The following is an 18,924-nucleotide window of genomic DNA, read 5'->3' on the forward strand; positions in this document are numbered from 1 at the left end:
ACGGTTTGCCACCGCACGGTGCACAGCCGGCACACAGCGGGTGCACGACCGCCCGCGTCCCTCACCCCCCGTACCGGTACGTCGAGTACGCCTGCTGGTAGATCCGGGAGACCTCGTCCCGCTCGGCCTCGGGACCGCGCACCTGCACCACGTGGTACTTGCCGCCGACGACCATCGCGAGATTGCGCACGTACATCTCCCGCCCGTCGCTCCCCTGCCAGGTGAACTGCCCCTCGGCCATGGCCCGTCCGCCGACGTCGATGCTCTTCATGCCGCTCGACGTGGCCCAGGTCGAGTCCCGGAACGGCTGCAACTCCCGCTCGTCCTCGCGCTGGTACTTCATCGGGTCCTTGCCGTACGTCGCCGTGGAGTCGCGGCCGGGGACGACGATCAGCTCGAAGGCGCCCTGCGCGTACACGACCTGCCCCTGCCCGTTCTTCCCCTGGCGCTGCCAGCCCTTGGCGACGGCGACCTCGAACCCGGCGTCGTCCTTGCGCAGGACGAACCCGGCGGCCACGTCGGACTGCGGCTCGGTCGACGACGGCGTCGAACTGCGCCTGCCCTCCGGCGTGCCGGGGCTGCTCGGGGTACTGGCGGCCTCGGACGGCTCCCGCGACGGCTGCTCCGGCGCGCCGCGCCCCTCCGACGACGCGGAGGGGCGCGTGAGCCCCGCGGCCCCGGTGCCCGCGCTGCGGTCGGACTTCGGCATGAACGCCATCGCGTACGCCACCGCGCCGATGAGCCCCACCAGGATCAGCACGAGCAGCCACCGCCCGAGCGATCTCGGCCGCCGCTCCCGCGGGGCCCGCGGCACCCGCTCCACGGCCCGGCTCCGCTTGTGCCGACCGTGCCCGGAGGTGGCCGGAACCCGCGCCCTGCGCTTGCGCACGAGCTCGCCCCGGCGCCGTACGACGGGCAGCCGGCCCGGGTCGAAGGCGGGCGCCGGCACGACGTGCACCCCGGCCTCCGGCTCGGGCGCGGAGCGCACCAACGACCGCAGCCATCCGCGCAGTTCCTCGACGTCGAGCCGCTCGGTGGGGTCCTGCCGCAACAACGACTCGACCACGGGCCGCACGGGCCCGCACTCCTCGGCGAACGCGGGCGGCTCGGCGCACACCATCTGCACCAGCTCCGGCGTCGACTCCTCCGGGTAGGGCGCGTGCCCCTGCACGGCCCGGAACAACAGCGCGCCCAGCGCCCACAGATCGGTGGCGGGCCCCACAGGAGCGGCCAACTGCCAGTTCTCCTGCACGGGATAAGCCTGCTCGGGCGCCCACCGCTCGGTCACGGGCCCCACCACGGTCATCCGCACCTGCCGCGCCCGCTCCGCGGACACAGCCCCTCCGGCACCTCTGGACCCGGGTCCGCCAAATCCAGCCCCTCCGGCACCCAGAGACCCGGGTCCGGCAAATCCAGCCTCGCCGGCGTTTGAGGCGCGGGGTCCGGGGCGGAGCCCCGCGTCGTCACCCCCGGCAACCACCTCACTCCACCGCGCCGCCGACACCCCACCCCCCGCCGCAACCCCCGCCCGGTAGGCCGCAATCGCCCCGGCCCGAGCAGCCCGATAATCCGCTTCCTCAGCAACGCCACCCGAACCCGAAGCCGAACCCTCGGCCTCATCAATCCCCCCCTCGTCCTCCTCCGGCGGAACCGGCACGACGTCGTACCCGCACAACGCCTCCTCCGCCGCCCCCACCGCGAGCCCCGTGAGCATCACCCGCCCGTCGTCGCACACCAGCACCGTGCGCGCCGTGACATTCCGGTGCACCCACCCGTGCGCATGCAGCACCCGCAGCGCCGCGAGCACATCGGACGCCACCTCGGCCGCCCGGTACGGGCTCAACGGCCCCCGCTCCAGCAGCGACGACAACGGCCGCGCCGCCACCAGCTCGCTCACGACCCACAACGACCCGCCCTCGGCGAACACGTCGAAGACCTGGTCGAGCCGGGGATGGTCGGGTATTCGCGCGGCGGCCTGCGCCGCCTCCACGGCCCGCGTAACGGACGGCTCCGCGCTCCCGCGCCCACCACCACCGCCCGGCCGGAACCCCTCGGGCAGCCCGTCCGCGTCCAGCACCTCCGCCTCGACGACCTCGGGCAACGGCACCTGCCGTACGAGGACTTCCTGCCCGCTGTAGGTGTCGAAGGCCCGCGTCTCGGGCGCGAACTCGTAGGCGTCGGAAGAGAGGACCGGCAGCCGGTACCGGTTGGCGAGCACCCGTCCCGCGTACTCGTCCACGACGCCTCCCCCTGTTCCACCGGCTCTGCCGAGCGACTACGCACGATCCGCAAGAATTCACGATACGTGTCGTACGGCCCACTGGTTCAGGACTTGGGCTTGAACGTCTGTGTGAATGTCTTCCAGGTGGACTTGCGCTGCTTTCCGTCCCAGCCGGAATCCTTCGCGGTGTACATCAGCCCGTACCCCAACGAGCCGTTCACCACCGTCCCCCGGTCTATCGAGTGCCACTTCGTGCCACCGTCGACGTAGGTGAACTCCCAGTCGGCCGTCTTCCAGCCGCGGTAGTCCACCGAGGCTATGCGCACCCGGTCGTACTGGGCGCGGCGCATGTACTTCTCCTGCCCGTACCAGTCGGCGACCGGGTCGGACTTCGGCTGGTTGGTCCAACCGACCAGCAGCCGCTGCCCGTCGGGCCCGGTGAAGCGCGCTCCCGCGGCCTCCGTCTTGGTGTACTTCCACCCCTTGGGCAGCCCGATCGAGAAACCCTGGGAGTGCTTGTACGTCTGCTCGGCGGCCGCGCCGGACGTGTTCCCGGAGTCGCCGCTCGGCGAGGAACTCGCGCTGGGCGAAGCGGATTGGCTCGCGGCGCTCTCGGAGGGCTCGGCTCCGCCGGACGCCCCCTTGTCCGCGTCCTTCCCGCCCTGCTCGTCCTTGCCGTCGCCGCCGTTCTTGCCGTCCTCGCCCGCGGTGGCCCCGGCGGAGGCGCCCTTGTCGCCGCCCTTGTCCCCGCCCTTGGCGTCCGCGCCGTCGCCGCCGTTGAGGACGAGGGCCAGGATGCCGGCGAGCACGGCGAGCGCGACGACGATCGAGCCGATGACCAGGGCGCGGCCCCGCACGGCGTCCGCGAGCGCGGCCGCGCCACCGGGACGCGCACCGGCGGCGGGCCCCGCGGGCGCGGTCGCGCCGGGCTCCTCGGTCCTCTCCTTCGGCGCGGTCGCGGCGGCGGCCGCCTTGCGTACGGTCTTCAGGGCGCCGCGCATCTTCTCCGCGGCCTCCTCGCGCCGGGCCGCGACCCCCGCGGCGGCCGAGGCGGCGGCGGCCCTGGCCGCCGAAGTGCCCCTGTCCTTGCGCTTCTTCGGCTCCTTGCGCCGCTTCTGCTCGGGTACGGGCGGCAGCGGCACCACCTTGGTGGCCTCGACCGGCTCCGGCTCGGGCGCGGGCTTGGGCTCGGGGGCGTGGATGACGTCGTTGAGCATCGACCGCGCGGCCGCGTCGTCGAGCCGCTGGTCGGGGTCCTTGGCGAGCAGCCCGTAGATCACCGGCTCCAGCGGCCCGGCGTTCTTGGGCGGGTCCACCGGCTCGGTCATCACGGCGGTCAGCGTGGCGATCGCCGACCCCTTGTCGTACGGCGGGACGCCCTCCACGGCCGCGTACAGCAGACCGCCGAGCGACCACAGGTCGGCGGCGGGGCCGGGCTTGTGCCCGCGGGCCCGCTCCGGCGAGATGTACGAGGGCGCGCCGACCAGCATCCCGGTCGAGGTGATGGACGGGTCCCCCTCGACCTGCGCGATGCCGAAGTCCGTCAGCACGACGCGGCCGTCCTCGGAGATCAGCACGTTGGACGGCTTCACGTCGCGGTGCAGGATGCCCTCGCGGTGCGCGGAGCGCAGCACGTCGAGCACGGCGAGCCCCACCTCGGCGGCCCGCCTGGGCTCCAGCAGCCCGTCCTCACGAATGGCCTCCGCCAGGGACTTGCCCTCGACGAGTTCCATGACGATCCACGGCCGGTCGTCCTCGTCGACCACGTCGAAGACGGTCACCGCGCCGTTGTTGCGGATCCGCGCGATCGCCTTCGCCTCACGCAGCGTGCGCGTGATCAGGCGGCGCTTCTCCTCCTCGTCGATGGCGTTCGGGAAGCGCAGCTCCTTCACCGCCACCGTGCGCCCGAGCGTCTCGTCCTTGGCCCGCCACACGGTGCCCATGCCGCCCCGGCCGAGCACGTCTCCGAGCCGGTACCGACCGGCCAGCAGCCGGCCTCCCGGGTCCTTCACGGAAGCCTCCTGAGCGTCCCGAGCGGCAGAATCCCGACGAGCGCCCTTGTCTCCACGGGCCTCGCCCGCCCGCTCCGCCTCCGACATGCGTCCCCTCTAGCAACCGGCCCTGACAGAGCCTTCATTGTCCCATCACTGGACCACCACTCCGCGCGCCGGGTCACCCCCACCCGACACGCACGGGAACGTCCCACAATGGTGGCCCGCACAGCCGAAGGGACCGTCGTTGGCCACGCTCAGGACACTCCTGGCCATACCGCTCGCAGCGGCCGTCGTGTGCTTCGCACCGAGCAGCGCGCCGAGCCCGACGACACCTGCGGAGGACACTCTTCCGCTGCTCGTGACGCGAGGCAAGGCCCCGTCGGCCGCACTGCTGTCCACCAACGGCACCGTCAGCCACTTCGCCACCACCAGCCCCGCCCTCACCGCCTCCGATCACGTCCGTGCGGGCAGCATCACGAAGACCTTCATCGCGACGGTGGTCCTCCAACTCGCCGCGGAGGAACGCCTGGACCTCTCCGCACGCGTCACCACGTACCTCCCCGCCCTCACCGGCACCCGCGACCTCACGGTCCGCTCGCTCCTCACCCAGACCAGCGGCCTCTACGACTTCACGCGGGCCACGCACGGCGACACGCCGCTGTCCCCGAGGTCGGTGGCGGCCCTGGCCCTGTCGGAGCCCCGGACGGCCCGCCCCGGCACCTGGGCGTACTCCAACACCAATTACGTACTCCTGGGCATGATCATTCATCAGGTCACGGGCCACTCCTACGCCACCGAGGTCCGCCGCCGCATCATCGACCCGCTGCGCCTCACCGGCACCACGTTCCCCGGCTCCCGCACCACGGTCCCGCGCCCGCACGGCCCCGACGCCGTCCGCCTCGACCCCCGCACGGCGGGCGCGGCCGGCGAGGTGATCTCCACCCTCCCCGACCTGAACCGCTTCTACGCCGCACTCCTGAAGGGCCGCCTCCTGCGCCCCGCCTCCCTCCGCACGATGCTCAACACCCGCCCCACGAACGGCCATTACGGCATGGGCCTCTACCCCGAGAAACTCCCCTGCGGCACCACGGTCTGGGGCCACAACGGCCGCATAGCCGACACCTACGTCCGCACCGCCGCCACCCGCACCGCCACCCACGTCATCACCTACCGCACCACAACAGCCACCCTCTCCGACAACGGCACCCCCGAACGCCAACTCCTGCAATCCGAGTTCTGCCCCTGAACCAAACAGCCCACCATCAAGCCCAACCGGCCCACCATCAAGCCCCTCCGGCCCACACCATCAAGCCCCTCCGGCGATTGAGGAGCGGGGCCCGGGGCAGAGCCCCGCGACCGCAACCCCGTCACCCGCGCCCAGCCGAAAGGCACCCGCACCCCCACCGGAGGGTCAAAGCGGCACAATGTCCGGCGCCCCCAACCTCGCCGCATCCGCCGTAAGGTCATCCGGCTGCCGCTGCGACTCCCTCTCCGCCTCCACCCGCTTCTCGTAGTGCTCGACCTCCCGCTCCACCTGATCCTTGTCCCACCCAAGAACCGGCGCCATCAACTCCGCCGCCTCCCGCGCACACCGCACCCCCCGGTCGAACGTCTCGATCGAGATCCGGGTCCGCCGCGTCAGCACATCGTCGAGATGCCGCGCCCCCTCGTGCGACGCCGCGTACACGACCTCGGCCCGCAGATAGTCGTCGGCCCCGCCCAGCGGCGCCCCCAACCCCGGGTCGGACGAGACCAGTTCGAGGACCTCCTCGGCCAGCGCCCCGAACCGGTTGAGCAGATGCTCGACCCGCACCACATGCAGCCCGTGCCGCGCCGCGATCCGCGCCCGCGCGTTCCACAGCGCCCGGTACCCCTCGGCCCCCACCAGCGGCACCTCCTCGGTCACGCACTCCGCGACCCGCTGGTCGAGCCCGTGCACGGCCTCGTCGACGGCGTCCTTCGCCATGACCCGGTACGTCGTGTACTTGCCGCCCGCCACCACCACGAGCCCCGGCGCGGGATGCGCGACCGTGTGCTCGCGCGACAGCTTGCTGGTGGCGTCGGACTCCCCGGCGAGCAGCGGCCGCAACCCCGCGTAGACGCCCTGCACGTCATCACGCGAAAGCGGGACACCCAGCACGGAGTTGACGTGCTCCAGCAAGTAGTCGATGTCGGCGCTGGACGCGGCGGGATGCGCCTTGTCGAGGTCCCAGTCGGTGTCCGTCGTCCCCACGATCCAGTGCCGCCCCCACGGAATGACGAACAGCACGCTCTTCTCGGTACGGAGGATCAGCCCGGTCGTCGAATTGATCCGGTCCTTGGGCACCACGAGGTGGATCCCCTTGGACGCCCGTACGTGGAACTGCCCGCGCTCGCCGACCATGGCCTGCGTGTCGTCGGTCCACACCCCGGTCGCGTTGACGACCTGCTTGGCCCGGATCTCGTACTCGCCGCCGCCCTCGACGTCCTGCACCCGCGCGCCGACGACCCGCTCGCCCTCGCGCAGGAAGCCGGTCACGCGCGCGCGGTTGGCGGCCTTGGCGCCGTACATGGCGGCGGTCCGCACCAGGGTCGCCACGTAGCGGGCGTCGTCCATCTGGGCGTCGTAGTACTGGAGCGCGCCGGTCAGCGCGTCCTTCTTCAGGCAGGGGGCGACCCGCAGCGCGTGCTTGCGCGTCAGGTGCCGGTGCATCGGGAGGCCCCGCCCGTGCCCGCGCGCCATCGACATCGCATCGTAGAGCGCGACGCCCGACCCGGCGTACACCCGCTCCCACGCCTTGTGCTGCAACGGATAGAGGAAGGGCACGGGCTTCACGAGGTGCGGCGCGAGCCGTTCGAGCAGCAGCCCGCGCTCCTTCAGCGCCTCCCGGACGAGCGCGAAGTCCAGCATCTCCAGATACCTGAGCCCACCGTGGATCAGCTTGCTGGAACGGCTCGACGTGCCGGAGGCCCAGTCGCGCGCCTCGACGATCCCGGTGGACAGACCGCGCGTGACGGCGTCGAGCGCCGTCCCCGCCCCGACCACTCCGGCCCCCACGACCAGGATGTCCAGCTCGCGCTCGGCCATGTCCGCCAGTGCCTGGGCACGCTGTTCGGGTCCCAGTGTCGCTGCCTTCACTGCTGCCTCCCGCTGTCGTCGGCGTGGACTCACCGTGTGGTGTGCCCGGCCTCAAGTACCGCGAAGCACGGGCCGCACTCTTCCTACATGCCCCGATTGTTCACGCCCTGCCCGGTTCGGGCCACCAGTGCGCGCACACCTGTGGACAACCTGCGGAGACTCGCGGCGCAACACTCGCAAATCCATCGCTACGCAATGCGACAGATCGGTCATATTTACTCCTAGTCTGACATTGCGCTCGCTCATCCTGTCCACAGGGCTTGCGCCCTCGGCCCGCTCCGGTTAGTGACCGGTCCGCACCTCGGGAAAGGACGGCAACCGCCATGCCCGCAGACCTCGCCGTCATCGGCCTCGGCCACCTCGGCCTGCCCCTCGCGCAGGCCGCGGTGGCCGCCGGGATCGCGACCCTCGGTCACGATCCGGCCCGCGCACGGGACCTCGCGGCGGGCCGGCTGCCCGGCGGCGGCGACGCGGCCGCCCTGACCGCCGCCGACGTCCGCCGCATGCTCGCGGCGGGTTTCCGCCCCACGGCGAACCCCGCCGAACTCGCCCGCGTCCGCACCGCCGTGATCTGCGCCCCGACCCCGCAGGGCCCGGACGGCGCGCCGATGCTCACGCCGGTCGTCGAGGCGACCCGGACGCTCGCCGCGCGGCTGCGCCCGCACACCACGGTGATCATCGAGTCGCCGGTGCCGCCGGGCACCACGGAGACGCTCCTGCTGCCCGTCCTCGAAGAGGGCTCCGGCCTGCGCGCGGGCCGCGACTTCCACCTCGCCCACGCCCCGGGCCGCGTCGACCCCGGCAACCGCCTGCACCCCTACACCTCGACCCCCAAGGTGATCGGCGGCCACACCCCCGCCTGCACCGAGTCGGCCGCCACCTTCTACGGCCGCCTGACCGACAAGGTCGTCCGCGCCCGCGGCCCGCGCGAGGCCGAGACGGTCCACCTCCTGGAGACCAACTACCGGCACGTCAACATCGCCCTGGTCAACGAAATGGCCGTGCTCTGCCACGAGTTGGGCGTCGACCTCTGGGACGTCATCCGCTGCGCGGAGACCAAACCCTTCGGCTTCCAGGCCTTCCGCCCCGGCCCCGGAGTGGGCGGCCACGCCCTCCCCCAGGACCTCACGGGCCCCCACCTCCCCACCCGCCCGCTGCGCATGGTGGAACTCGCCCGCCAGGTCAACAACCACATGCCGAGCTACGTGGTCCAGCGCGCGGCCACCCTCCTCAACGAACACGGCAAGTCGGCCCGCGGCGCCCGCATCCTCCTGCTCGGCGTCACCTACAAGCCCGACCTCGCCGACCAGCAGGCCGCCCCGGCCGAGGAGATCGCCACCCGCCTCATGCGGCTCGGCGCCGCCGTCAGCTACCACGACCCGTACGTCCCGTCCTGGAACGTCCTGGACCGCCCGGTCCCCCGCGCCGACTCCCTGTACGAGGCCGCGGCCGACGCCGACCTGACGATCCTGCTGCAACACCACCGCACGTACGACCTGCAAGGCCTCGCCGTGAAGGCCCAACTCCTCCTGGACACCAGAGGAGCCACTCCCGCGGGGGCCGCACACCGCCTCTGAACTGCTACTGTGCGGCCACTCTGCGCACATCAGTGCCAGGGATCACACGCAGGGGGGACCTCGTGACGCAGCCACCGCACATACCCGACAGCAATCCGTACGCCCAGCCCCAACCTCCGCACCAACAGCCCCAGTACGGCGCCCCGCAGCAGCAGCCGTACGCCCCGTTCCCCGGCCAGCAGAAGGCGGGCGCCTTCCAGCCCGTACCGCCGCCGCCCGCCCCGGCGCGCGGCAACCTCGGGCTCGGCATCCTCGCCGGTTTCGTGGCGATGCTGGTCGTCGCGGGCGCGTACGGGGGCCTCGTCGGCGCGATGGAGCGCGAGATCGGCTACGCGGCCGTGGCCGTCGGCGTCGTGGTCGGCTTCGCGGCGGGCAAGGTCGGCGGCCGGAACCCGGTGCTCCTCGTCGTCGGCCCGATCCTGTCGCTGCTGGGCGTCTACCTCGGCCAGCTGCTCGGCGAGGCCATCATCGGCTCCAAGGTCCTCCCGCTCTCCGTCCCGGAACTCCTCTTCCAGCACTTCGACCTGGTCAACGAAGCCTGGAAGGCCGACTCCGACGGCCTCACCTTCCTCTTCTTCGCCCTGGCCGCCGTAGCCGCCATCGGCGCCACGAAGAGAGCCGCCGCCTAACTCCCAGCTGCTTCTGGGGGCGCGGGGAACTGCGCAGAAAAACGGGTTGGGCCCCACCGAGACGGTGGGGCCCAACCCGTTCCCGCTACGTCACAGCGACAGCGTCACCGCTTGTGGGTCGCGTCCGCCACCGTCACCTCGACCCGCTGGAACTCCTTGAGCTCGCTGTAGCCGGTCGTGGCCATGGCCCGCTTCAGCGCGCCGAAGAAGTTCATCGACCCGTCGGGCGTGTGCGAGGGCCCGGTCAGGACCTCCTCGGTCGTGCCGACCGTGCCGAGGTCGACCTTCTTGCCCCGCGGCACGTCCTCGTGGACGGCCTCCATGCCCCAGTGATGCCCGCGCCCCGGCGCATCCGTGGCGCGCGCCAGCGGCGAGCCCATCATCACGGAGTCCGCGCCACAGGCGATGGCCTTCGGCAGGTCGCCGGACCAGCCCACGCCACCGTCGGCGATGACGTGCACGTACCGGCCGCCGGACTCGTCCATGTAGTCGCGGCGCGCGGCGGCGACATCGGCGACGGCGGTGGCCATCGGCACCTGGATGCCGAGCACGTTGCGCGTGGTGTGCGCGGCGCCGCCACCGAACCCGACCAGCACACCCGCGGCACCGGTCCGCATGAGGTGCAGCGCGGCCGTGTACGTGGCGCAGCCGCCGACGATGACCGGGACGTCCAGCTCGTAGATGAACTGCTTCAGGTTCAGCGGCTCGGCGGCACCGGAGACGTGCTCGGCGGAGACGGTCGTACCGCGAATCACGAAGATGTCGACGCCCGCGTCCACGACGGCCTTGGAGAACTCGGCGGTGCGCTGCGGGGAGAGCGCGGCGGCGGTGACGACACCCGAGTCGCGCACCTCCTTGATGCGCTGCCCGATCAGGTCGGCCTGGATGGGCGCGGAGTAGATCTCCTGGAGGCGGCGGGTCGCGGCCTCGGGCGTCAGCTCGACGATCTCGTCGAGGAGCGGCTGCGGGTCCTCGTACCGGGTCCACAGACCTTCGAGGTTGAGGACGCCGAGGCCGCCCAGCTCGCCGATGCGGATCGCGGTCTGCGGCGAGACCACGGAGTCCATGGGGGCCGCCAGGAACGGCAGCTCGAAGCGGTAGGCATCGATCTGCCAGGCGATCGAGACCTCCTTCGGGTCGCGGGTGCGCCGGCTCGGTACGACGGCGATGTCGTCGAAGGCGTACGCGCGGCGGCCGCGCTTGCCGCGCCCGATCTCGATCTCAGTCACGTTGGGGGGCGCCTTTCACATCTGGGTCCCACTTGTGGGCCTTGCCTGTCCAGTATCCCTGACACACGCGGGAGGGGCGGCCCCGGTGATCCCGGAACCGCCCCACACCCCTTGTCGTAAGGGATGACCTGCTGTTACTTGCTACGGCTGTAGTTCGGAGCCTCGACCGTCATCTGGATGTCGTGCGGGTGGCTCTCCTTGAGGCCCGCCGAGGTGATGCGGACGAACCGGCCGTTGGCCTGGAGCTCCGGAACCGTGCGCCCGCCGACGTAGAACATCGACTGGCGGAGGCCACCGGTGAGCTGGTGCACGACGGCCGACAGCGGGCCGCGGTAGGGCACCTGGCCCTCGATGCCCTCGGGGACGAGCTTCTCGTCGGAGGCGACGCCCTCCTGGAAGTACCGGTCCTTGGAGAAGGACTTCTGGTCGCCGCGCGTCTGCATGGCGCCCAGCGAGCCCATGCCGCGGTACGACTTGAACTGCTTGCCGTTGATGAAGAGCAGCTCGCCCGGCGACTCCTCACAGCCCGCGAGCAGCGAGCCGAGCATCACGGTGTCGGCGCCGGCGACGAGCGCCTTGGCGATGTCACCGGAGTACTGGAGGCCGCCGTCGCCGATGACCGGCACCCCGGCCTCCTTGGCGGCGAGCGACGCCTCGTAGATGGCGGTGACCTGCGGGACGCCGATACCGGCGACCACGCGCGTGGTGCAGATGGAGCCGGGTCCGACACCGACCTTGATGCCGTCCACGCCGGAGTCGATGAGCGCCTGGGCGCCGTCCCGGGTGGCGATGTTGCCGCCGATGACGTCGACGTTGCCCGCGTTCGACTTGATCTTGGCGACCATGTCGCCGACGAGACGCGAGTGGCCGTGCGCGGTGTCGACGACGATGAAGTCGGCGCCCGCCTCGACCAGCGCCTGGGCGCGCTCGAAGGCGTCCCCGGCGACACCGACCGCGGCACCGACGAGCAGCCGGCCCTCGGAGTCCTTCGCGGCGTTCGGGTACTTCTCCGCCTTCACGAAGTCCTTGACGGTGATGAGGCCCTTGAGCACACCGGAGTCGTCGACCAGCGGAAGCTTCTCGATCTTGTGGCGGCGCAGCAGCTCCATGGCGTCGACGCCCGAGATGCCGACCTTGCCGGTCACCAGCGGCATCGGCGTCATGACCTCGCGCACCTGACGGCTGCGGTCGGTCTCGAAGGCCATGTCGCGGTTGGTGACGATGCCGAGCAGCTTGCCGCCGCCGTCGGTCACCGGCACGCCGGAGATGCGGAACTTGGCGCAGATCGCGTCGGCCTCGGCGAGCGTCGCGTCCGGGTGCACCGTGATCGGGTCGGTGACCATGCCGGACTCGGACCGCTTCACGAGGTCCACCTGGTTCGCCTGGTCGGCGATCGACAGGTTGCGGTGCAGCACGCCGACGCCACCCTGCCGCGCCATGGCGATGGCCATGCGGGACTCGGTGACCTTGTCCATCGCGGCGGACAGCAGCGGGATGTTCACGCGCACGTTCTTCGAGATGTACGAGGAAGTGTCGATGTCGTCCGGCGCCATGTCGGACGCGCCGGGCAGCAGCAGCACGTCGTCGTAGGTCAGCCCGAGCGTCGCGAATTTACCGGGCACTCCGTCGACGTTTGCAGTCATGACACCTTCCCCAAATGGCCTTGATCGGTGCGGATGTCCATGCTAACGGCCCGCGGAGGCGTCTCATTCCACGATCAAGATCATCGGCGTTCTTTGTACGTTTGCACGTACGCGAAGGGAACGCTGTGCTACTGCTCGGCGAGCGCCCGGAGCCTGCTGAGCGCCCGGTGCTGCGCCACGCGCACGGCGCCGGGTGACATGCCCAACATCTGGCCGGTCTCCTCGGCGGTGAGCCCGACGGCGATGCGGAGCAGCAGCAGCTCGCGCTGGTTCTCGGGAAGGTTGGCGAGCAGCTTCTTGGCCCATTCGGCGTCACTGCTGAGCAGCGCCCGCTCCTCGGGCCCGAGGGAGTCGTCGGGCCGCTCGGGCATCTCGTCGGACGGCACGGCCGTCGAGCCGGGTCCGCGCATGGCCGCGCGCTGCAGGTCGGCGACCTTGTGCGCGGCGATGGCGAAGACGAACGCCTCGAAGGGGCGCCCGGTGTCCTTGTAGCGCGGCAGCGCGAGCAGCACCGCGACGCAGACCTCCTGGGCGAGGTCCTCGACGAAGTGCCGCGCGTCCCCCGGGAGCCGCGAGAGCCGCGTGCGGCAGTAGCGGATGGCGAGGGGGTGGACGTGCGCGAGCAGATCGTGCGTGGCCTGCTCGTCGCCGTCGACGGCGCGGCCGACGAGCGTACCGATACTCCCCTGGGGAGCCGCTGCCTCGTCGTCGCGCATCGGTCCATGGTGCCCCGACGCCGATCGGTCCGTGACACCGTGCCCGTAGTTGTGCACCGAAGCGTTATGAGCAGGTGCGCCGGAACTCATTTCCTGCGCCCTCCCCTCTCGCTGACCCTGCTCGCCCGACTCGTCCCCGAGGAACTCCACACCCCCAAGGATGCGGCATCGCGCCCGAAGCGTCGAAAAGTCGCGGCGCGACGGGCCGGAGAGGCCGCCCTCACGGCGGGTCCACCGCGCCCCGGAGGGCGCGGAGGTGGGCCGATCAGCGGCTCGTCAGCGAACCAGGCCCCAGCGGAAGCCGAGCGCCACGGCGTGCGCGCGGTCCGAGGCGCCGAGCTTCTTGAACAGGCGACGCGCGTGCGTCTTGACCGTGTCCTCGGAGAGGAACAGCTCACGCCCGATCTCGGCGTTGGACCGCCCGTGGCTCATGCCCTCGAGCACCTGGATCTCGCGCGCGGTGAGCGTGGGGGCGGCCCCCATCTCGGCCGAACGCAGTCTGCGCGGGGCGAGTCGCCAGGTCGGGTCGGCGAGCGCCTGCGTCACCGTGGCCCGCAGTTCGGCGCGCGAGGCGTCCTTGTGCAGGTATCCACGGGCGCCGGCGGCGACCGCGAGGGCCACACCGTCCAGGTCCTCGGCCACGGTGAGCATGATGATGCGCGCACCGGGATCGGCGGAGAGCAGCCGCCGCACTGTCTCGACGCCGCCCAGTCCGGGCATGCGTACGTCCATCAGAATCAGGTCCGAGCGGTCTGCGCCCCAGCGGCGGAGGACTTCCTCGCCGTTGGCCGCGGTCGTCACGCGCTCGACGCCGGGCACGGTCGCGACCGCGCGGCGGAGCGCCTCTCGGGCAAGCGGGGAGTCGTCGCAGACGAGGACGGAAGTCATGACCGTCCTCCGCAGCTGATGCGCGTCACCTTGAGCCTCCAGGCTGTGTACGAATCGTCACCTGTGCGGTCGACACTCAACAAGGCAATCGGACACCTGCCCGAACGCTTGCTGCTTCAACCGCCTCCGCACTCTCAACGACGGTCACTCGAAAGAGTTACGGGTCGGACGGCCTCCTTCGGCACTCTACGTGAGGGCCCGGACACGGTGCGGACAGCGCGGCGGACCCTCAAGGTTTCATCACAAGCTATGCCCCATTTGGAAGCTTTTCTTCCCTTTTGCTGGTGTCTGTAGCTAGATTCGCAATGAGTCATATTTTCATCTCCTTAGACAGTAGATGTACGGTCATGGGCACCGTATCCGCGTCTGAACGGCTACAAGGGGACACAGCAATGGCAGATTTCTCCCGCCTTCCCGGACCGAACGCTGATCTCTGGGACTGGCAGCTCCTCGCGGCCTGCCGCGGGGTCGACAGCTCGCTCTTCTTCCACCCGGAGGGCGAGCGCGGGGCGGCACGCAGCGCCCGTGAGAACTCGGCCAAGGAGGTCTGCATGAGGTGCCCGGTGCGCGCGGAGTGCGCTGCTCACGCCCTACAGGTGCGCGAGCCGTACGGCGTGTGGGGCGGCCTCACCGAGGACGAGCGAGAAGAGCTCATGGGACGGGCCCGCAACCGGCTTGTCACGGCGTCGGCGGGAGGTGGCGCACAGCCCGCGGCCAGCGGATCAGCTCGCTGAAGGAACGTTTTTGCACGACGCGCGGAGCGGGGCGCAGCGGGGTGCGCCCGCCTCCGTGTTCAGCGCGTCGCGGCCTTCGCCAGGTGGTCGAGGGTCGCGCCGACCGCGGGCACCTGGGCCAGATCCGGCAGCGTGAGCGCGACGATCTCGCGGCGCACGGCGGGCTCGACGGTCACTGTGCGTGCACCCTTGGGGCGAACGGACTCGATGGCCAGTTCGGGCAGGACCGCCACGCCGAGGCCCGCGCCCACGAGGCCGACCACGGCCGGGTAGTCGTCCGTCGCGAAGTCGATGCGCGGGGCGAACCCGGCGCCCCGGCACACCTCGACCAGCTGGCGGCGGCAGCGCGGGCAGCCGGCGATCCACGACTCGTCCGCGAACGCGTCGATCGTGACGGATCCCGCCCCGGCCAGCGCGTGCCCCTCGGGGACGAGCCCGACGAGCCGGTCGGCGAACAGCGGCCGTACGACGAGGTCGTCCCACTCCTCGGCGGCGTGCGCCCCCTCGTAGCGGAAGGCCAGCGCGACGTCGCAGTCCCCCTCCCGCAGCATCTCCACCGACCGGGGCGGCTCGGCCTCGACGAGGGACACGCGCGTGCCGGGGTGCTCGGCGCGCAGGGCGGCGAGGGCGGTGGGCACGAGGGTGGAGCTGCCGCTCGGGAACGACACGAGCCGCACCCGCCCGGCGCGCAGCCCGGCGATCGCGGCGATCTCCTCCTCCGCGGCGGTGAGCCCGGCGAGGATCCCCGACGCGTGCCGCACGAGGGCCTCACCGGCCTGCGTCAGCCGCATCTCGCGCCCGGTCCGGATCAGCAGCGGCGTGCCCGCCGACGACTCCAGGGCCTTCATCTGCTGACTCACGGCGGGCTGCGTGCAGCCCAGCTCGCGGGCCGCCGCGGAGAAGGAGCCGGTGGCGGCCACGGCGCGCAGGACACGGAGATGACGGGCCTCGATCACCCCTCAAGCATAAGCGACTCTTGGGGATCGCGCCGAATAATGCGTGGCGACTTTGGGTTCCGGTCCCGTAGCGTTCCGCGCATGAAGCTTCTGTCGCTGAACCTGGGGCGCCCCGAGCCCGTCGACTACACGGACCAGCCCGAGGGGGTCACGGGCATCGACAAGCGCCCGGTCACCGGCCCGGTCCGGGTGACGGCGCCCGGCCCCAAGGGAACCGGCGCGAGCGGGCTCGCCGGGGACGCGGTGTGCGACACCCGGCACCACGGCGGCGACGACCAGGCCGTGTACGCGTACGCCCGCGAGGACCTGGACACCTGGAGCAAGGAGCTGGACCGCCCGCTCCCCAGCGGCTCCTTCGGCGAGAACCTCACGACCGAGGGGATCGACGTGTCGAACGCCCTGATCGGCGAACGCTGGCGCATCGGCCCCGACCTCGTCCTGGAGGTGACGTCGGGCCGCATCCCCTGCCGGACCTTCCAGGGCCACCTGGGCGAGCGCGGCTGGGTGAAGCGGTTCACGCGGGAAGGGGTGACGGGCGCGTATCTGCGTGTCGTCGAGCCGGGCGAGATCCGGGCGGGCGACGCCATCGAAATCGTGCACCGCCCGGACCACGGGGTGACCGCCGCCCTCCAGTTCAAGGCGGTGACCCTCGACCGAAAGCTGCTGCCGCAGCTGCTGGTCGCGGGCGACGCCCTGCACCCGGAGGCGAGGCGCTCCGCGCGGGAGTACGTCGAGAAGTACGGGGCGTAGGGACTCCGGAGCCACCCCGGGCAAACCCCTTGCCAGGTATGAGGGTTGGGGTAGGGGAGGCTCGGGGCCGTCCCCGATGTGGCGTCCGAGGGGCCGGCGGGACGCTCGGCGTATGACCTCGAAGCCTGGCAAGTCCCGCCTGAAGCGCGTCCTCGTCGTGCTCGGCTCGATCGCCGCCGTCCTCGTCCTCGCGATCGGCGGCGGGGTGCTGTGGCTGTGGAGCGACGCGAAGGTGAGCGTCGCGGGCACGGACCGGTTCCGCAACAAGCTGTCCGTGCCGCCGCTCGCCGCGTCGCACGTCGACAAGAAGACCGGGCGCCGCGTCTTCGACCTGCGGATGCGGAGCGGTGAGACGGAGTTCAGGCCCGGTCGGAAGACACCGACCTGGGGCTTCGACGGCAGCTACCTCGGGCCGACGCTGCGCGCGAAGCGCGGCGAGAAGGTCGAGGTGCGGATCCGCAACGGGCTCGACGAGGCGTCCACCGTGCACTGGCACGGCATGCACCTGCCCGCCCGGATGGACGGCGGCCCGCACCAGATGATCGCACCGGGCAAGAGCTGGGCCCCTCACTGGACCGTCGACCAGCCCGCCGCCAGCCTCTGGTACCACCCGCACCCGCACGGGGAGACCGAGCAGCATGTGCGGCGCGGCCTGGCCGGGATGTTCCTGGTCGACGACGACCGGAGCGGGAGACTCGCGCTGCCGAAGCGGTACGGGGTCGACGACCTGCCGGTGATCGTGCAGGACGTGCGGTTCGACGGGGCGAAGCTCGACTCCGGGCACAAGCTGATGCAGAACGTGGGCTTCCTCGGTGACCGCACGATGGTCAACGGCACCCTCGACCCGTACAAGGTCGTGCACGACGAGCGCGTCCGGCTGCGGCTACTGAACGCCTCGACCGCGCGGACGTACGACTTCGGGTTCACCGGCGGGCAGCGGTTCGCGCTCGTCGGGACGGACGGCGGGCTGCTCGACCGCCCGGCCACGACGGAACGGATCCAGCTGTCGCCGGGCGAGCGGGCGGAGATCGTCGTGCGGATGAAGCCCGGGGAGCGGAGCGTGCTGCGCAGCTACCCGCAGGACAATTACGGGAGTTCCTGGCAGCGCCGGTTCAGCGGCGGGGACGACACGTTCGACGTGCTGCAACTGCGGGCGGCGGACCGGCTGCGGCCCTCCCCCGACGTCCCCTCACGCCTGGGCGAGTCGGAGCTCCCCACTCCGGAGAAAGCCGTGCGCGCACGGTACTTCGACCTGAAGATGAGCGGGATCAACGGGCGCAAGATGGCGATGGGCCGCGTCGACGAGACGGTCACCCGGGGCACCACCGAGGTGTGGACGGTGCACAACGGCAACGGGATGCCGCACAACTTCCACATCCACGACGTGCAGTTCAGGGTGGTGTCGGTGAACGGGGAGCGGCCGCCCGCACAGTTGCGCGGCCGCAAGGACACGGTGTTCGTCCCGAGCGGCACGACGATGAAGCTGGCGCTGCGCTTCGACGGCGGACCCGAGTTCACCGATCCCCGGACCCCGTACATGTTCCACTGCCATCTGCTGTACCACGAGGACCGCGGCATGATGGGGCAGTTCGTGGTGGTCGACAAGGGGCAGCGGGCGACCGCGACGGACTCCCGTGATCACGGGCACCACTGAACCGTAACCTTGCCGCATGACTACCGCCCTGATCACCGGATCCACCGCGGGCATCGGCGCCGCCTTCGCCCGCCGCCTCGCCGCCGACGGCCACAACCTGGTGCTCGTCGCGCGCGACACCAAGCGGCTGCACGAGCAGGCGACAGAACTGCACGACCGGCACGGCATCGAGGCGGAGGTGCTCACCGCCGACCTGGCGACGGACGACGGGATCGCGGCGGTCGAGGCGCGGCTCTCCGACAGCAGGTCGGCGGTCGACCTGCTCGTGAACAACGCCGGGTTCGGCAACAAGGGGCACTACCTCGAGGTCCCGATGGCGGACGAGCTGACGATGCTGAAGGTGCACTGCGAGGCGGTGCTGCGGCTGACGTCGGCGGCGGCCCGGTCGATGCGGGAGCGCGGACGCGGCGGCGTGGTCAACGTGGCGTCGGTGGCGGCGTTCGTACCGCGCGGCACGTACGGCGCGTCGAAGGCGTGGGTCGTGCAGTTCACGCAGGGCGCGGCGAAGGAGCTGGCCGGCAGCGGGGTGCGGCTGATGGCGCTGTGCCCGGGGTTCGTGCGGACGGAGTTCCACGAGCGGGCCGGGATGGGCACGGGGAACATTCCGAAGTGGATGTGGCTCGACGCGGACAAGCTGGTGGCGGCGGCCCTCACGGACCTGTCCCGTGGCCGGACCCTCTCGATCCCGGACCCGCGCTACAAGGCGCTCATGGGCGTGGTGAAGGTGACGCCGCGCTCCCTGATCGGCGGCATCACGTCGCGGACGGGGCGCAAGTACGGTCCCCAGTAAGGGAGTCGAATCAAGCCCCTCCGGC

The 18,924-nt window shown here is 71.5% G+C and carries 15 protein-coding genes; 7 read left to right on the top strand and 8 right to left on the bottom strand.

What is annotated here, in order from left to right:
• Positions 1-61: 61 nt before the first annotated feature.
• Both ACYBSK_RS33595 and ACYBSK_RS33600 read right to left on the bottom strand, forming a co-directional pair.
• Complete coding sequence (locus tag ACYBSK_RS33595; RefSeq protein WP_460244363.1) at positions 62-2,239, bottom strand: protein kinase; 2,178 nt, start codon at positions 2,237-2,239, stop codon at positions 62-64.
• An 86-nt stretch (positions 2,240-2,325) separates the two neighbouring features.
• A complete protein-coding gene (locus tag ACYBSK_RS33600; RefSeq protein ID WP_460244364.1) occupies positions 2,326-4,320 on the bottom strand; it encodes a serine/threonine-protein kinase in 1,995 nt (664 codons plus the stop codon).
• 139 nt (positions 4,321-4,459) lie between these two features.
• On the opposite strand from ACYBSK_RS33600, the gene ACYBSK_RS33605 reads away from it, so the two are divergent.
• Entirely contained in the window at positions 4,460-5,461 is a 1,002-nt protein-coding gene (locus ACYBSK_RS33605; protein WP_460244365.1) for a serine hydrolase domain-containing protein, read from the top strand.
• A 165-nt stretch (positions 5,462-5,626) separates the two neighbouring features.
• Here ACYBSK_RS33605 and ACYBSK_RS33610 read toward each other — a convergent pair whose 3' ends face one another.
• Positions 5,627-7,333: a glycerol-3-phosphate dehydrogenase/oxidase gene (locus tag ACYBSK_RS33610; protein ID WP_457481042.1), complete on the bottom strand. Its 1,707-nt coding sequence runs from the start codon at positions 7,331-7,333 to the stop codon at positions 5,627-5,629.
• 323 nt (positions 7,334-7,656) lie between these two features.
• On the opposite strand from ACYBSK_RS33610, the gene ACYBSK_RS33615 reads away from it, so the two are divergent.
• Together ACYBSK_RS33615 and ACYBSK_RS33620 are read left to right on the top strand one after the other, a co-directional pair.
• A complete protein-coding gene (locus ACYBSK_RS33615) occupies positions 7,657-8,910 on the top strand; it encodes a nucleotide sugar dehydrogenase (protein ID WP_457481043.1) in 1,254 nt (417 codons plus the stop codon).
• A 62-nt stretch (positions 8,911-8,972) separates the two neighbouring features.
• Positions 8,973-9,539 (top strand): hypothetical protein, encoded by a 567-nt coding sequence (locus ACYBSK_RS33620; protein ID WP_460244366.1) that lies wholly within the window; start codon positions 8,973-8,975, stop codon positions 9,537-9,539.
• Positions 9,540-9,643: 104 nt separating this feature from the next.
• Here ACYBSK_RS33620 and ACYBSK_RS33625 read toward each other — a convergent pair whose 3' ends face one another.
• From ACYBSK_RS33625 to ACYBSK_RS33640, 4 genes are all read right to left on the bottom strand, one after another.
• A complete protein-coding gene (locus ACYBSK_RS33625; protein WP_457481045.1) occupies positions 9,644-10,768 on the bottom strand; it encodes a GuaB3 family IMP dehydrogenase-related protein in 1,125 nt (374 codons plus the stop codon).
• Positions 10,769-10,902: 134 nt separating this feature from the next.
• Positions 10,903-12,411: an IMP dehydrogenase gene (guaB, locus tag ACYBSK_RS33630; RefSeq protein WP_457481046.1), complete on the bottom strand. Its 1,509-nt coding sequence runs from the start codon at positions 12,409-12,411 to the stop codon at positions 10,903-10,905.
• A gap of 128 nt (positions 12,412-12,539) precedes the next feature.
• Entirely contained in the window at positions 12,540-13,127 is a 588-nt protein-coding gene (locus ACYBSK_RS33635) for a sigma-70 family RNA polymerase sigma factor (RefSeq protein ID WP_460244367.1), read from the bottom strand.
• A 276-nt stretch (positions 13,128-13,403) separates the two neighbouring features.
• The gene (locus tag ACYBSK_RS33640; RefSeq protein WP_003948568.1) at positions 13,404-14,015 is read right to left on the bottom strand and encodes a response regulator transcription factor; all 612 of its coding nucleotides are present in this window, start codon (positions 14,013-14,015) and stop codon (positions 13,404-13,406) included.
• A 392-nt stretch (positions 14,016-14,407) separates the two neighbouring features.
• Between ACYBSK_RS33640 and ACYBSK_RS33645 the strand changes: the two genes are divergently transcribed.
• Entirely contained in the window at positions 14,408-14,749 is a 342-nt protein-coding gene (locus ACYBSK_RS33645; RefSeq protein ID WP_457481048.1) for a WhiB family transcriptional regulator, read from the top strand.
• Positions 14,750-14,808: 59 nt separating this feature from the next.
• Here ACYBSK_RS33645 and ACYBSK_RS33650 read toward each other — a convergent pair whose 3' ends face one another.
• Positions 14,809-15,705 carry a LysR family transcriptional regulator gene (locus tag ACYBSK_RS33650; RefSeq protein ID WP_457481049.1) on the bottom strand — a complete coding sequence of 299 codons (897 nt, stop codon included), beginning with the start codon at positions 15,703-15,705 and terminating at the stop codon, positions 14,809-14,811.
• Positions 15,706-15,786: 81 nt separating this feature from the next.
• On the opposite strand from ACYBSK_RS33650, the gene ACYBSK_RS33655 reads away from it, so the two are divergent.
• From ACYBSK_RS33655 to ACYBSK_RS33665, 3 genes are all read left to right on the top strand, one after another.
• Positions 15,787-16,455: an MOSC domain-containing protein gene (locus ACYBSK_RS33655; RefSeq protein WP_460244368.1), complete on the top strand. Its 669-nt coding sequence runs from the start codon at positions 15,787-15,789 to the stop codon at positions 16,453-16,455.
• 112 nt (positions 16,456-16,567) lie between these two features.
• Positions 16,568-18,109: a multicopper oxidase family protein gene (locus ACYBSK_RS33660; protein ID WP_460244369.1), complete on the top strand. Its 1,542-nt coding sequence runs from the start codon at positions 16,568-16,570 to the stop codon at positions 18,107-18,109.
• Positions 18,110-18,125: 16 nt separating this feature from the next.
• Positions 18,126-18,899, top strand: a complete 774-nt coding sequence (locus ACYBSK_RS33665) for an SDR family NAD(P)-dependent oxidoreductase (protein ID WP_457481051.1) — start codon at positions 18,126-18,128, stop codon at positions 18,897-18,899.
• The last annotated feature ends 25 nt before the right edge of the window (positions 18,900-18,924 follow it).

This window comes from Streptomyces sp. BYX5S, assembly GCF_054724165.1.